This is a genomic window from Amycolatopsis sp. AA4, from assembly GCF_002796545.1.
Lineage (GTDB): Bacteria > Actinomycetota > Actinomycetes > Mycobacteriales > Pseudonocardiaceae > Amycolatopsis.
In genome coordinates, this window is the sequence record NZ_CP024894.1 from 2,035,171 (window position 1) to 2,049,219 (window position 14,049).

General features: G+C 70.1%; 12 protein-coding genes. 7 read left to right on the plus strand and 5 right to left on the minus strand.

Annotation, left to right across the window (positions count from 1 at the left end; all coding sequences use genetic code 11):
- Nucleotide 1 precedes the first annotated feature (1 nt).
- Nucleotides 2-1,255, minus strand: coding sequence for an MFS transporter (locus CU254_RS09730; protein ID WP_037713104.1), 1,254 nt, complete (start codon nucleotides 1,253-1,255; stop codon nucleotides 2-4).
- A gap of 59 nt (nucleotides 1,256-1,314) precedes the next feature.
- Between CU254_RS09730 and CU254_RS09735 the strand changes: the two genes are divergently transcribed.
- From CU254_RS09735 to CU254_RS09745, 3 genes are read left to right on the plus strand one after another with little or no spacing between them, the layout of a single operon-like run.
- Complete coding sequence (locus CU254_RS09735) at nucleotides 1,315-1,821, plus strand: transcriptional regulator (RefSeq protein ID WP_037713106.1); 507 nt, start codon at nucleotides 1,315-1,317, stop codon at nucleotides 1,819-1,821.
- 43 nt (nucleotides 1,822-1,864) lie between these two features.
- Nucleotides 1,865-3,310: a GTPase HflX gene (gene hflX, locus CU254_RS09740; RefSeq protein WP_009075123.1), complete on the plus strand. Its 1,446-nt coding sequence runs from the start codon at nucleotides 1,865-1,867 to the stop codon at nucleotides 3,308-3,310.
- Nucleotides 3,311-3,363: 53 nt separating this feature from the next.
- Nucleotides 3,364-4,377, plus strand: a complete 1,014-nt coding sequence (locus CU254_RS09745) for a hypothetical protein (RefSeq protein WP_037713107.1) — start codon at nucleotides 3,364-3,366, stop codon at nucleotides 4,375-4,377.
- A gap of 778 nt (nucleotides 4,378-5,155) precedes the next feature.
- On the opposite strand, the gene lexA is transcribed toward CU254_RS09745, so the two are convergent.
- On the minus strand, nucleotides 5,156-5,815 hold the full coding sequence (gene lexA / locus CU254_RS09750; protein ID WP_037716852.1) for a transcriptional repressor LexA: 660 nt from the start codon (nucleotides 5,813-5,815) through the stop codon (nucleotides 5,156-5,158).
- A gap of 1,180 nt (nucleotides 5,816-6,995) precedes the next feature.
- Between lexA and CU254_RS09755 the strand changes: the two genes are divergently transcribed.
- From CU254_RS09755 to CU254_RS09765, 3 genes are all read left to right on the plus strand, one after another.
- Nucleotides 6,996-7,637 (plus strand): LysM peptidoglycan-binding domain-containing protein, encoded by a 642-nt coding sequence (locus CU254_RS09755; RefSeq protein WP_078561090.1) that lies wholly within the window; start codon nucleotides 6,996-6,998, stop codon nucleotides 7,635-7,637.
- Between the two features lie 307 nt (nucleotides 7,638-7,944).
- Nucleotides 7,945-8,436: a transcriptional regulator NrdR gene (gene nrdR / locus CU254_RS09760; protein ID WP_009075136.1), complete on the plus strand. Its 492-nt coding sequence runs from the start codon at nucleotides 7,945-7,947 to the stop codon at nucleotides 8,434-8,436.
- A gap of 38 nt (nucleotides 8,437-8,474) precedes the next feature.
- Nucleotides 8,475-11,291 (plus strand): vitamin B12-dependent ribonucleotide reductase, encoded by a 2,817-nt coding sequence (locus CU254_RS09765; protein ID WP_009075138.1) that lies wholly within the window; start codon nucleotides 8,475-8,477, stop codon nucleotides 11,289-11,291.
- 129 nt (nucleotides 11,292-11,420) lie between these two features.
- Here CU254_RS09765 and CU254_RS09770 read toward each other — a convergent pair whose 3' ends face one another.
- Nucleotides 11,421-12,035 (minus strand): TetR/AcrR family transcriptional regulator, encoded by a 615-nt coding sequence (locus CU254_RS09770; RefSeq protein WP_009075140.1) that lies wholly within the window; start codon nucleotides 12,033-12,035, stop codon nucleotides 11,421-11,423.
- A gap of 131 nt (nucleotides 12,036-12,166) precedes the next feature.
- On the opposite strand from CU254_RS09770, the gene CU254_RS09775 reads away from it, so the two are divergent.
- The gene (locus tag CU254_RS09775) at nucleotides 12,167-13,126 is read left to right on the plus strand and encodes a zinc-binding alcohol dehydrogenase family protein (protein WP_037713111.1); all 960 of its coding nucleotides are present in this window, start codon (nucleotides 12,167-12,169) and stop codon (nucleotides 13,124-13,126) included.
- Between the two features lie 15 nt (nucleotides 13,127-13,141).
- Here the strand turns inward: CU254_RS09775 and CU254_RS09780 are convergent, their stop codons facing one another.
- Entirely contained in the window at nucleotides 13,142-13,525 is a 384-nt protein-coding gene (locus CU254_RS09780) for a tautomerase family protein (protein ID WP_009075145.1), read from the minus strand.
- A gap of 7 nt (nucleotides 13,526-13,532) precedes the next feature.
- A complete protein-coding gene (locus CU254_RS09785; RefSeq protein ID WP_199841123.1) occupies nucleotides 13,533-14,036 on the minus strand; it encodes a DUF4865 family protein in 504 nt (167 codons plus the stop codon).
- Between the last annotated feature and the right edge of the window lie 13 nt (nucleotides 14,037-14,049).

Below are 14,049 nucleotides of genomic sequence, written 5' to 3' on the forward strand. Positions count from 1 at the left end.
TTTACGGCGCGGGTACAGCGATTTCCCCGCCCGTCGGCAGGTCCCGCATGCGCCGCAGCGGCGAACAGATCACCCACAGCGCGCCCGCGATCGGCCCGGCGGACCCGATCCACAGCGTGCCGGCGAGCCCGAGCCCTTCGCCGAGCGCGCCGCCCAGCAGCCCGCCGAGGGGCAGCGCTCCCCAGACGACGAACCGGACGCTCGCGTTCATCCGGCCCAGCAGCCGGTCCGGCGTGATCGCCTGGCGGTAGGAGACCTGCGCGATGTTGTAGAGGATCACGCCGAACCCGAACGCGGCCATCCCGAGCCCGGCGAGCGCGATCCGCCAGTCCGGCCGGGCGGCGAGGACCAGGAGTTCGCCCGGCCAGAACAGCACCGGAATCAGCCAGATCGACCGGGCCTGCCCGATCTTGCGGATGATCGGCCCGGCGCACAGCGCGGCCGCGATGCCGCCGACGCCGCTCACCGCGAGCAGGCCGCCGATCTCGGCCGGTTTCAGCCCGGCCGTGCGCGTCAGGAACAGCACCTGGACGGCCTGGACCACTCCGCCGAAGAAGTTCGACGTGGCGGTGCAGGCGACGATCGCGCGCAGCGGCCGGTCGGCGACGACGAACCGCAGGCCTTCCAGCATCTGCGGCACCAGGCGGTCGTGCTCGGTGCGTTCCGGGAGCGTTTCGACGGTGCGGATGCGCCACAGGCACAGCGCGGACGTGAGATAGCCGAGCCCGGTGACCAGGACCGTGCTGGCCGCGCCGACGAACTGCACGAGCAGGCCGGCGAGGCTCGGCCCGGCGATCTGCGCCGACGACTGCACGCCCTGCAGCTTCGCGTTGCCCTCCAGCAGCTTTTCGCGGCCGACCAGCGCGGGGAGATACGCCTGGTAGGAGACGTCGAAGAAGACCGTGGCGAAGCCGACGAACAGCACGACCACCAGCACCTGCGCCATCGTGAGCACGCCGGCCCACCAGGCGAGCGGGACGCTGAGCAGCAGCACCCCGCGGACCAGGTCGGCGGCGAGCATGAGCGGCCGCTTGCGCATCCGGTCCACCCACACGCCGGCGGGCAGGCCGAGGACCAGGAAGCCGAGCGTTTCGGCCATGGTCAGCAGGCCCATCTCGAACGGGGTGGCGGCCAGCGTGACGGCGGCGAGCAGCGGAATGGCGGTGACCCCGACGAACATCCCCAGCTGGCTCGCCGTGTCCCCGGCCCACAGCCTGCGGAAATCGGCGTGGAAGAAGAGTGAGTCGCGACGCACCCGATCGAGTGTCGCGGAGTGATTGGAAAGAGTCAATCACTTTGTTTAGGCTGCTCGGCATGTCGTTGCACCGACGTCCCTCCACCGAAGCCGAGGCGGCCGCGCTCGCGTCCGGAATACGGCTGCGCATCATCCGGTTGACCTCCTTCGAAGCTATGACGAACAAGGAGCTGGCGGAGCGGCTCGGCCGCGACCCGGCGACGACGCTGCACCACGTGCGGCGGCTGGTGGACACCGGATTTCTCGTCCCGCAGGAACCGCGCCGCGGCGCGCGCGGGGCGAAGGAGATCCCGTACCTGTCCACCGGGCTTTCCTGGCAGCTGGACAACGCGGACGCGGACGCGGTGGCGGTCAACCAGGCGATGCTCGAGGCTTACCTGGCCGAAATGGCCGAGGCGGACCTGGCGGAGGCGGACACGACCCGGCTCGTGGTCCAGGTGGGTGCCGACGAGGTCGCGGAGTTCAAGCGGCGGCTCGCCGGATTGCTCGAGGAATTCAAGGCCAGACCGCGTGATCCGGCCTCGGAGCGCACGGCCGTGTACGTCTCGGTTTATCCCAGCAGGTAATCCGTTCGGTTCCCGCGCCGAAACGTGGGACCATGGAGGCACGATGACAGAACAGACACACGAAGACTTTTACGACGACAACGACCCCTACGACCCCTCGGTCGGGGAGATGGAGCTCGAGGACCGCGCGTCGCTGCGCCGGGTCGCGGGCCTCTCCACCGAGCTCGAGGACATCACCGAGGTCGAGTACCGGCAGCTTCGCCTGGAGCGCGTCGTGCTGGTCGGCGTGTGGACTGAAGGCACCGCCCAGCAGTCCGAGGCGTCGCTGGCCGAACTGGCGCGACTGGCCGAGACGGCGGGCTCGGAGGTGCTCGAAGGCCTCGTCCAGCGGCGGCAGAAGCCCGACCCGGCGACGTACGTCGGGTCCGGCAAGGTCCGCGAGCTGCGCGACGTGGTCGTGGCGACCGGAGCCGACACGGTGATCTGCGACGGCGAGCTTTCGCCCGGCCAGCTGCGCCAGCTGGAGGAGAAGGTCAAGGTCAAGGTGATCGACCGGACCGCCCTGATCCTCGACATCTTCGCCCAGCACGCCCGGTCCAAGGAGGGCAAGGCGCAGGTCGAGCTGGCCCAGCTGCAGTACCTCGTCCCGCGGCTGCGCGGGTGGGGTTCGGCGCTGTCCCGGCAGGCCGGCGGCCGCGCGGGCGGCGCGAACGGCGGCGTGGGCCTGCGCGGGCCTGGTGAAACGAAGCTGGAGACGGACCGGCGGCGGATCAGCAAGCGCGTGGCGAAGCTGCGCCGGGAGATCGCCGCGATGGACACCATCCGCGAGACCAAGCGCGGCAAGCGCGTGGCCAACGAGGTGCCGAGCGTGGCGATCGTCGGCTACACCAACGCCGGCAAGTCGAGCCTGCTCAACGCCCTGACCGGGGCCGGGGTGCTGGTGGAGGACGCGCTGTTCGCCACCCTCGACCCGACCACGCGCCGGGCGCAGACGGCCGACGGGCGCACGTTCACCCTCACCGACACCGTCGGGTTCGTGCGGCACCTGCCGCACCAGCTGGTGGACGCGTTCCGCTCGACGCTGGAGGAGGCGGCCGACGCCGACCTGCTCCTGCACGTGGTCGACGGTTCCGACGCGGCCCCGGAGGACCAGGTCAACGCGGTCCGCGAGGTGCTCGCCGAGATCACCCGCAGCCGCAAGGAGCCGCTCCCGCCGGAGCTGCTGGTGATCAACAAGGCCGACGCGGCCGACGACGTCACCCTGGCCCGGCTGCGGCACGCGCTGCCCGGTTCGGTGCAAATCTCCGCGCGCACCGGTTCGGGCGTGGCCGACCTGGCCGAGGTGCTGGCCGAGCGGCTGCCGCGGGCGGAACTGGTGATCGACGTGCTGGTCCCGTATTCGCGCGGCGAGCTCGTGTCCCGGGCGCACGCGGAGGGCGAGGTGCTGGAAGAGGAGCACGTCGCCGACGGCACGCGCCTGAAGGTACGGGTGCGGGCCGACCTGGCCGCGGCTCTGCGGGCGTTCGAGACCAACGTCTCGGCGCTCTGAACGTCCTTCGTAGTGCACGGTCCGAGCGGGCCGTGCACTACGGAGGTGAACTGGTGCGGGTCGTCCTGGCACTGACGGCTGTCCTGATGCTCGCGGGAGCGGTCCCGGCTGTGGCGGCTTCTGCTCCTGCCCCGGAAACCCTCTGCCAGGTGAAGGACAAGCGCCTCGACGAACTGTCCGGCCTGGTCTCCGACGGCGAGCACTGGTACGCGATCAACGACGGCGGCACGAAGGTGCAGGTCTTCGTGCTGGACCGGAAATGCCAGGTCAAGGACGTCCTGACCGATCCGACGGATCCGTACGACGTCGAGGACCTCGCCCGCGGCAAGGACGGCACCCTGTGGCTCTCGGACACCGGCGACAATCGCGCTAAACGCGAAACCGTCGCTCTGCTGGAACTGAAACCGACTGGCGGAGCGGCCGTCGTGCACCGCCTGACTTACCCGGACGGTCCGCACGACACCGAAACTCTGCTTCTCGACCAGTCCGGCACGCCGTTCCTGGTGACCAAGGATCTACTGGGCACCTCGAAGGTCTACCGGCCGTCAGGCCCTTTGGCGACCCCCGGTCCGACGAAACTGGAGCAGGTCGGCACTCTGCGCGTCCACAGCACCGACACGCCCGGCGGCCCGGTGGGCTCCTTCGGTTCGGCGCTGATCACCGGAGGCGCGACGAGCGCGGACGGAAAGGTCATCGCCCTGCGGACGTACACGGACGCATATCTGTACGCAGCCCCAGACGGCGACGTGGCGGCAGCGTTGCAACGCGAACCCGTGCGGATTCCGTTGCCGAACGAGAAGCAGGGCGAAGCCATTGCTTTCGAGCCCGACGGGACTTTGCTGTCCGCGAGCGAAGGCGTCGGAGAGCCGGTGCGGGCGATCAAGAACGCGACGGGTTTGGTCACGCCACAAGCGCCCGCGCCGAAGCCCGGTGGTGCCGCTGCGCCTCAGCCAGCCGACGAGGACTCCGGCGGGTTCCCGCTCGGTCCCGTTGCCGTGGCTGCCGTTGCCGCAGTGGTCGTTCTTGCCGCGTGGGTCCTGATGGCCAGGAAACGCCGCCGCTCCTGACCTGCCGCCTGTGCCGCGCCGTTTCGGCAGTAGCGCTTGCTCCGGACCTGCTGCCGGTGCCGCACTGTTCTGGCAGGGGTGCTTGCTCCTGGCGCGGTGCTTGTGCCGCGCTGCTCTGACGGCGGTGCTTGCTCCGGGCTTGATGCCTATGCCGCGCCGTTCCAGGAGGGATGTTCGCTCTCGACCCGGTGCCTATGCCGCTCTGGTCCGGTAAGGGCGTTCGCTCTTGGCCCGGTGCGCGCCCCGGGGGAGGTGGCCGGTGTTCGCTCTTGGCCTGGCGTCTGTGCTGCGCGTGTCGGCGGTGGTGTTCGCTCCTGGCCCGGCGTCTGTGCCGTGCCGTTCCCGCAGAGGTGCTGACTCCGGACGCGCTGACACTGCGCCGCTTCCGAAGCGGTATCGCTCCTGGCGTGCCACCGCTGACGCCGCACCGCGCCCTCGACGGAATCGCCCTGCTGCGCTGCCGGATCAGGCCTGGCGGTGCTCGTGGTGTGCTGCTGCATCGGGCGCGGGACTGCTCGCGGTGGGACGCCGGGTCGGGCGCGACGGTGCTGATGGTGCGCAGCCGCACCTGGCACGGCATCGCTCCTGGAGTGCCGTCGCTGCTGCGTGCCACCGCTCTCGAGGAGGTTCAGCCGCCGATGTGCCGTGGCTTCAGGCCTGCCTCTGTACCTGACCTCGCGCAACCATCCCCGGCTGTCGGCGAAACCCGAGCCCGGGCGGGGTTGCTCGCTCCCCTCGCCTGGGCCCTGGGGCAGGGGTGAGGGGAGCGAACCATGTCTCAGAGTCGGCGCAGCACCGCTACCACCTTGCCCAGGATCGAAGCGTCGTCACCGGGGATGGGCTCGTACGCCTCGTTGTGCGGCATCAGCCACACGTGTCCGTCCTTGCGCTTGAACGTTTTCACCGTGGCCTCGCCGTCGATCATCGCGGCGACGATGTCCCCGTTCTCCGCGGCGGGCTGCTGGCGGACGACGACCCAGTCGCCGTCGGTGATGGCGGCGTCGACCATCGAGTCGCCGGTGACGCTCAGCAGGAACAGTTCGCCCTCGCCGACGATTTCGCGCGGCAGCGGGAAAACATCCTCGACGGCCTGTTCGGCGAGCACCGGACCGCCCGCTGCGATCCGGCCGACCAGCGGCACGTACGCCGCCTTCGGGACGGACGGCTGCTGGTCCATCTCGATGCCCATCGGGTTGTCGTCCGTGGACGCGAGCACGCCCACCGCGCGCGGGCGGTTGGCGTCGCGGCGCAGATAGCCCTTGCGCTGCAGCGCGCGCAGCTGATGCGACACCGACGACGTGGACGTGAGCCCCACCGCCTCGCCGATCTCGCGCACGCTCGGCGGGTAGCCGAAGCGGCTCACCCAGGTGCGGATGACGTCGAGCACCTGCTGCTGGCGGACGGTCAGCGTCTCGTCCACGTCGTACACCTCCGGCATGGCGCTCACCTTCCCCGTGCTCTCGTGGCCGGACTCGCGCGCGGATTGTGCGGACGCCTTGCCCCGCGAGGCCGCCTTGGCCCCCTTCGCCGCGGTGCCCTTCACCGTGTCCTTCTCCAACGCTGCGTCGCCTCCAGCCGTCCCGCGGTCGCCGTGTCGGCGTCCCGCGCGTGTCCGCGTGCGCCGGTCCGGGATCCGCGTTTTCCGCGAACGCCCGTCCGGCGGCACCCGCCGGAGCCGGTCCGGCAGATGTCCTGGTCACCGACGTTAGTCACCGCGCGCGACGATTTCAAACATCTGTTCGATCGACACGCCGTGTCCTCTCGATTTTGTCGGTGCGGGGTGGTAGACCTTCGCACGGACGTTCGATAGAACGCCTGTTCGATCTGGACCGCTGCGGCGCAGGTGTACGGCCCGGACCGGACGGATCCGCAGGTCATGAGGAGGTTCCGCGATGTCGATCCTGGCAGATCGAGGGCTCGTCCGCCCGCTTCGGCCCGTCCCCGCCGTCCGCCCCGCCGAGGACGGCGCCGCGCCGGACGGAGCGGCCCCGTCCCGGAGGGAACCCGGGCCGGGCGGTCCGGCACGCCGGTCGCGGCGCGGTTCGGAGCGCCTGGAAGCCACCCGAAAGGATGGTGTTCGGGAGGGCGCCGAGGCCGGATCCGGCGCTGATCCGGGCTCGGCGGGCGGTTCCGCCGAGGTGGTGGAGCTTCGCGGCCGGACCGGTGCCCGACGCGGCGTCGGCACGGCGCGGTCCGGCAACGGTTCGCGCGGCGAGCAGGGCCGAAGCGACTCGCAGGGTTGCAGTGGCGGCGAATCCCGGCGAGGTTCGCGCGGCGAAGCCGGTCACGACGATTCGCGGCGGGCCCGGGGCGCGGGCGAGTCGCGGGGAGGTTCGCGTGGCGAGCCCGGGCGGCGGCGCGCCTGGCGAGCGGCGGCAGAGGCGGGGCTCGCCGGTGGCGAGCTGCCCGCTTCCGAACCGTCGCTGCCGGACGGTGCGTTCGGACGCGTTGACGGGCACGTCGGCGCGCGGGCGGCGGGGGAGTTCACGGCTTCCGTCGAATCGTTGCCGGTCGGGCGGGGCGCGCGGTCGACGGGCGAGATTGCGGCGCGGGTCGGCACGCGGTCGGAGAGGGAATCCGCGGCTTTCGCGCTCTCTGGTGAGCGAGGCGCACGGGGAATGACAGGCGAGCTTTCCGCGCTGCGGTCCGCCGCCGCCGTTCGGTCCGTCGAGCGGGCTGGGTTCCAGACGTCGGTCGAGCGAGCCGGATTCCAGACCTCGGCCCCCTCGGCGGTCGAGACCGAAGCCCCGGTCCGCGAGTCCCGAAAACCTCGCAGCCGCACCGCCGTCCGGCACATTCCCGCCGCGTTCCCGGCCAATCCCGGCCGCACCGCGCGGGAGCGCCGCGGCGAGCCGTTGCGGCCGCCGTCTCGGGAGCGGGTCCTCGCCGGGCAGCGCGGCGGCGTCGCGTGCAAGTCCGCGGCCCGGCCGTCGGTGCGGTGGCCGTGGTTGTTCGCGATCGCTTTCGTCGCCTGCCTCATCGTCACCGGGCTCGGCGTGTTCGGTTCCGGAGTGTCCAGCGGTCCGGTGCCGTCGCGGACCGCGTCCGTTTCCGTGCAGCCCGGCGATTCGCTCGGGGCTCTCGCCGCCCGGTTCGCGCCGAACGCCGACCAGAGCGCGGTCGTCGAACGCATCAAGGAGCTCAACAACCTCGACGACACCGCCCTGCTGCCCGGCATGCCGCTCACCGTGCCGGTCGCCTGGTCCGGCTCGGGTTCAGGCGAAGGGTCGGGCGGGGAAACGGGCGCCGCCGGGTCATGACTGTCGGAGATCACCCGGTCGCCTCTTGCGCAACCGGTCTTTCACCCTCTCGGGTTTCTTGCGCCCGCCCCGGAGGCGATCTAAGGTCTACCCCTATATCTAGTAGTTACACCGCTGTAGTTGGTCCACAGGTAGGGGTAGACTGGCGGCAGTTGTCCACAGCCGGCCGGCAGTTGCCCACCGGATGTCCACAAGTCGATCACCAGGCGCGGGGTCGCGCGCGGTGACCGCGGTCCAGGCCGTAGCGTGGCGGCAGGGGCCGGTTGGGACAGGAATCGACCGGCGCGGAGGGGAAGGTGATCGGCGGATGAGGTGCCCGTTCTGCCGGCATGCGGACTCTCGGGTCGTCGACTCCCGAGAGGTGGACGAGGGACAGGCGATCCGGCGGCGGCGTTCGTGCGCCGAGTGCGGACGGCGTTTCACCACGTCGGAGACGATGGTGCTGGCCGTGGTCAAACGGTCCGGTGCCACCGAGCAGTTCAGCCGGGACAAGGTGGTCAACGGCGTGCGGAGGGCCTGCCAGGGCCGTCCGGTCGACGACGACGCGCTGCAGAAGCTCGCGCAGCGCGTGGAGGAGTCGATCCGGTCCGCCGGGCTGGCCGAGATCCCCAGCCACGAGGTCGGCCTCGCCATCCTCGGCCCGCTGCGCGAACTGGACGGCGTCGCGTATCTCCGGTTCGCCAGCGTCTACCGCTCCTTCTCCTCGGTCGAGGACTTCGAGAAGGAGATCTCGGACCTGCGGAAAGCCATGGCGGGAACTGCGGAGGACCAGGAAAGCGAGCGCGCCGGGGACGACTGAGCCGTCACCGGGTCGCGGGGAGCGAGGGACAGGACCGCATGACCGAAACCGTGGGAACCGGCGCCGCGGCCGGACAGAACAAGAAGCCGAACAAGGGCCTCACCGTCCGGCGGGTCTTCACCACCGAGGGGACCCACCCCTACGACGAGGTCGCGTGGGAGACCCGCGACGTCGTCATGACGAACTGGCGCGACGGCAGCGTCAACTTCGAGCAGCGCGGGGTCGAATTCCCCGAGTTCTGGTCGGTCAACGCGACCAACATCGTCACCAGCAAGTACTTCCGCGGCGCGGTCGGCAGCCCGCAGCGCGAGAGCAGCCTCAAGCAGCTGATCGACCGCGTGGTGCGCACCTACGTCAAGGCCGCCGCCGAGCACGACTACTTCGCCGGTCCGTCCGACCTCGAGATCTTCGAGCACGAGCTCACCTGGATGCTGCTGCACCAGGTCTTCAGCTTCAACTCGCCGGTGTGGTTCAACGTCGGCACGTCGTCGAAGCAGCAGGTGTCCGCCTGCTTCATCCTCGCCGTCGACGACACGATGGAGTCGATCCTCAACTGGTACCGCGAGGAAGGCCTGATCTTCAAGGGCGGTTCCGGCGCGGGCCTCAACCTGTCGCGCATCCGGTCCTCGAAGGAACTGCTCACCTCCGGCGGCACCGCGTCCGGCCCGGTCTCGTTCATGCGCGGCGCCGACGCGTCCGCGGGCACCATCAAGTCCGGCGGCGCCACCCGGCGCGCGGCGAAGATGGTCGTGCTCGACGTCGACCACCCGGACATCGAGGAGTTCATCCAGACCAAGGCGCGCGAAGAGGAGAAGATCAAGGTCCTCCGCGACGCCGGGTTCGACATGGACCTCTCCGGCTCCGACATTTCCTCGGTGCAGTACCAGAACGCGAACAACTCGGTCCGCGTGTCCGACGAGTTCATGCACGCCGTCGAGAACGGCACGGACTTCGGCCTGCGCGCCCGGCTCACCGGCGAGGTCATCGACCGCACCGACGCGAAGAAGCTGTTCCGCAGCATGGCGCAGGCGGCGTGGGAATGCGCCGACCCGGGCGTCCAGTACGACAGCACGATCAACGACTGGCACACCTGCCCCGAATCGGGCCGGATCACCGCGTCGAACCCGTGCAGCGAGTACATGCACCTCGACAACTCAAGCTGCAACCTCGCGTCGCTCAACCTGCTGAAGTTCGTCTCGGACGACGGCACGTTCGACGCGCCGCTGTTCGCGAAGGCCGTCGAGTTCGTCATCACCGCGATGGACATCTCGATCTGCTTCGCCGACTTCCCGACCGAGCCGATCGCCGACACCACGCGCAAGTTCCGCCAGCTCGGCATCGGCTACGCCAACCTCGGCGCGCTGCTGATGGCGCTGGGCCACGCGTACGACTCCGAGGGCGGCCGCGCGCTCGCCGCCGCGATCACGTCCCTGATGACCGGCGTGTCCTACCGGCGTTCGGCCGAGCTGGCCGGCGTCGTCGGACCGTACGAGGGCTACGCCCGCAACGCCGAGGCGCACCAGCGCGTCATGCGCAAGCACGCCGCGGCCAACGAACTCGTCCGCACCTACCACAGCAACGACGCCGCGGTCCGCGCGCTCGCGTCGGAGGAGTGGCAGAAGGGCATCGAACTGGGCACGCGCAACGGCTGGCGCAACGCGCAGGCCTCGGTGCTCGCGCCCACCGGCACCATCGGCTTCATGATGGACTGCGACACCACGGGCATCGAGCCGGACTTCTCGCTGGTGAAGTTCAAGAAGCTCGTCGGCGGCGGGTCGATGCAGATCGTGAACCAGACCGTGCCGCGCGCGCTGAAGGTGCTGGGCTACCAGGCCGAGCAGGTCGAGGCGATCGTCGAGTACGTCGCGCAGCACGGCCACGTGGTCGACGCGCCGGGCCTGCGCCCCGAGCACTACGAGGTGTTCGACTGCGCGGTCGGCGACCGGTCCATCGCGCCGATGGGCCACGTGCGGATGATGGCCGCGGTCCAGCCGTTCATTTCGGGCGCGATCTCGAAGACGGTCAACATGCCGGAGTCGGCGACCGTCGAGGACGTCGAGGAGATTTACTTCCAAGGCTGGAAACTCGGCCTCAAGGCGCTCGCGATCTACCGCGACAACTGCAAGGTCGGCCAGCCGCTGTCCACGGCGAAGAAGAAGGAAGCCGTCGCGGAGGCCGAGCCGGAGAAGGTCGTCGAATACCGTCCGGTGCGCCGCCGCCTGCCGAAGAAGCGCCCGAGCCAGACGGTGTCGTTCACCGTCGGCGGCGCCGAGGGCTACCTGCACGCGGGCTCGTACCCGGACGACGGCCTCGGCGAGATCTTCGTGAAGCTCGGCAAGCAGGGCTCCACGCTGTCCGGCGTGATGGACGCGTTCTCGATGTCCATCTCGGTTGGTCTGCAGCACGGCATCCCGCTCGAGTTCTACGTTTCGAAGTTCTCGAACCTGCGCTTCGAGCCGGCGGGCATGACCGACGACCCGGACATCCGGATCGCGACGAGCGTCATGGACTACCTGTTCCGCCGCTTGGCGCTTGATTACCTGCCGTACGAGAAGCGGGCCCAGCTGGGCATTTTCACCGCGGACGAGCGCTCGGCCGAGGTCGAGGCGAACTACGGCGGCCAGAACCTCGACCTCGACGCGTTGCGCGGCAGCGTGGACGCTTCGCCCGCCCGCGCCGAAGAGTCCACAACGGACACTCCGGCGCGCGACGCGCACAGCACGGCCGAACTGATGGAACTCCACCTCGGCAAGGCCGCGGACGCCCCGCTCTGCATGACCTGCGGAACGAAGATGCGGCCCGCGGGATCGTGCTACGCCTGCGAGGGCTGCGGGGCTACTTCCGGCTGCAGCTGACCGGACGGTGAAATGAGGGGGCGTGGCGCATGCCGCGCCCCCTCTTTCCGTTGAGGGCTCGGCAAACGGGAGGCGCAGGTCCGGGAGGTCCGCCACGACGGGAGACGTCCTCCAGCGCGACCCGGTGCCTTACGTGTCGCCGCGACGCAGGCCGAGCAGCGGCAGCCACACCTTGTCCACGATCTCGACGATCGACGCGTCCGGCACCCCGCCCATGGCCATCAGCATGTCGTGGCGCACCAGGTCGAAGGGCAGGTTCACCACGCGTTCGGGCCGGGGCTCCGCCGTCAGTTCGCCGCGCTCGACGGCACGGGCGACGAGCGTCACGAAGGGCGGAGGCTGGTCCGCGAGGCGAAGACGGCCGCGCAGGTCGCTGAAACTGGTGCCGGTCTCGCGGAAGTAGTCCGCCAGCTGAAGGTGCAGGAGGACCACCGTGCGGGCCCGCTCGGCGTTGACCGCGCGCAGGAGGGCGAGGGCGTCCTCGCGCAGGGTGCCGGTGTCGGGGAGGTCGAGCGGACGCCAGTGCCGGGCGAGTGTGGCGACGAGGAGGTCCTCGCGCCGCGGCCAGCGCCGGTAGAGCACCGGCTTGCTGGTCCCGGCGCGCGCCGCGACGGCCTCGTAGGTGAAACCGTGATAGCCCTGCTCGACCAGCACCTCCCAGGCAGCGTCGATGAGCGCGTTTTCCAAGGCGACACCCCTGCGTCGGGTCGGAGTGCCCTCCGTGCGCCGTTGCTCGCTCACCACTGCCCTCCGGACGTTCGCGTTCAGCCAGACGGTTAGACCCGCTTGCGTATCTTAACCCGCGGTCGTACGCTCGGAACCGTAAGATACGGAGCCGTTTCTAAACGGTGCTCGACCGCGTAAAGGGAACCAGCATGTCCATGATCAACGCCGCGCTCGTGGAGTCCTTCGACGAACCTCCGCACTACCGCTCCGTCCCCGCTCCCGAGGCTGCCTCCGGCCAGGAGGTGGTGGACGTCCTCGCCGTCGGCGTGCACCCGGCCACTCGCGGCATCGCCGCCGGCAAGCACTACACGAGCCCCAAGACCCTGCCCGCGCTGGCGGGTGCGGACGCGGTCGTCCGCCGGGCGGACGGCAGCCTCGGCTACGTCATGACCATGGGCGCCGGCAGCCTGGCCGAGCGCATCGTGGTCGATCCGGCCGCGCTCATCCCGGTCCCGGAAGGTGCCGATCCCGCGGTCCTGGCAGCCACCATGAACCCCGCCTTGTCGTCGTGGACCGCGCTGCGCACCCGCGTGCCGTTCGAGGCCGGGCAGTCGGTTCTGGTGCACGGCGCGACCGGCAACGCGGGTTCGACGGCCGTCAAGGTCGCCAAACACCTCGGCGCGGGACGGGTGATCGCCGCCGGACGCGACCGCGCCCGCCTCGACGAGTTGGCGGCAGACGGCGCGGACGCGGTTGTCCAGCTCGTTCCCAACGAGGACGCCACCGCGGCCGCGTTCGCCGAGGCCGCCGCGGAGGTCGACGTGGTCCTGGACTACGTGTGGGGGCCGCCGACCGAACTCGCCATGCGCGCCGTCCTCGGAGCGCGTACTCAGCACACTCGCTTGCTCGACTGGGTGCAGATCGGCGGCATGGGCGGCGACTCGATCACGTTGTCCGGGCACGAGATGCGCTCCAACGCGTTCCGGGTCCTCGGCAGTGGTTTCGGCGCAGTGGAACCGGAGGTCATGCAGCGGGAGTTCACCGAGCTGGTCGCCGCGATCGCCGCGGGCGGCATGGCCGTGCGTCCGCGTCCGTTCCCGCTCGACCAGGTCGAGGCGGCGTGGGCGAACCAGGACGCACCCGGCGAGCGCACCGTCATTCTCTTGTGACGCAACAGGGAGGCGTCAGCGCAGCATCTGCGCGACGCCGTCGCCGAACGACCAGTCCACCTCGTGGTTTTCGGTCAAGCTGAAGAAGACGTTCCGCGGTTCGATCCCGGTCGACTCGGCGATGAGTTCGGTCGCTCGCCGGTACAGCGCCGTTTTCTGCTCGTCGGTGCGGCCGGCGCGCATCGTGATGGCGATGTACACGATGTCGTCGTCGCGCTGGACGCCGAAATAGCTCGGGTCGTACCGCAAGCGGCCGGGCGCGTGGCTGTTCATGATCTGGAACCGGTCGTCGACCGGGACGTCGATGGTTTCGGTCATGGCCTGGTGCACGGCTTCGCCGATGGCGGGCAGGCGGTCGGCGTTGGGTTCGGACAGCACGTCGATGCGGACGAGCGGCATGGGGACCTCAGCTCAACTGGTCGATGTTCGGACGGGACAGGTGAAGCACGCGGTACTGGACGTCGGCGTCCTCGGTCGGGGCGGCGGTCCAGAGGGTGAAGCGCACGGATTCCCAGCTCCGCGGGTCGATGACCAGCGCGGTGGTGTGCACAGCCGGGTTTCGGGCCAGTTGCTCGAGTTCGCGGTCGAAGTCTTCCGGAAACTGCCCTACGCGTTTGGTCGCGAACTTCGGCGTGCTCGCTCGTGCGGGACCGGCCAGGCAGCGCGCACCGGTCCAATGCCGCACGGGCGGTCGGCCGAAATCCTGGACTATTCCTTCGAATCCGCCGCCGCCCCAAAGGAATCGGCTCATTCCGGCGGTGTCGGCCCAGAGATAGAACGGGGCGTACTGGTTGTCGCGCACCAGATATGCCTTGAGCCCCAGTCCGGGGAACTCGTCGGTGCGGTGGCCCCGGGTCGCGACCCGGTGTTCGATGTCGTATCCGGCGGGCAGGTCGATCTCGTACTGCATGGCGTACACCGCC

Excerpts from the sequence above, each read along its gene's own strand:
- CU254_RS09735 (WP_037713106.1), top strand. The coding sequence starts at position 1,315 with ATGTCGTTGCACCGACGTCCCTCCACCGAAGCCGAGGCGGCCGCGCTC.
- hflX (WP_009075123.1), top strand. The coding sequence starts at position 1,865 with ATGACAGAACAGACACACGAAGACTTTTACGACGACAACGACCCCTAC.
- lexA (WP_037716852.1), bottom strand. The coding sequence starts at position 5,815 with ATGCCGGAGGTGTACGACGTGGACGAGACGCTGACCGTCCGCCAGCAG.
- CU254_RS09755 (WP_078561090.1), top strand. The coding sequence starts at position 6,996 with ATGACAGGCGAGCTTTCCGCGCTGCGGTCCGCCGCCGCCGTTCGGTCC.
- nrdR (WP_009075136.1), top strand. The coding sequence starts at position 7,945 with ATGAGGTGCCCGTTCTGCCGGCATGCGGACTCTCGGGTCGTCGACTCC.
- CU254_RS09765 (WP_009075138.1), top strand. The coding sequence starts at position 8,475 with ATGACCGAAACCGTGGGAACCGGCGCCGCGGCCGGACAGAACAAGAAG.
- CU254_RS09775 (WP_037713111.1), top strand. The coding sequence starts at position 12,167 with ATGTCCATGATCAACGCCGCGCTCGTGGAGTCCTTCGACGAACCTCCG.
- CU254_RS09780 (WP_009075145.1), bottom strand. The coding sequence starts at position 13,525 with ATGCCGCTCGTCCGCATCGACGTGCTGTCCGAACCCAACGCCGACCGC.
- CU254_RS09785 (WP_199841123.1), bottom strand. The coding sequence starts at position 14,036 with ATGCAGTACGAGATCGACCTGCCCGCCGGATACGACATCGAACACCGG.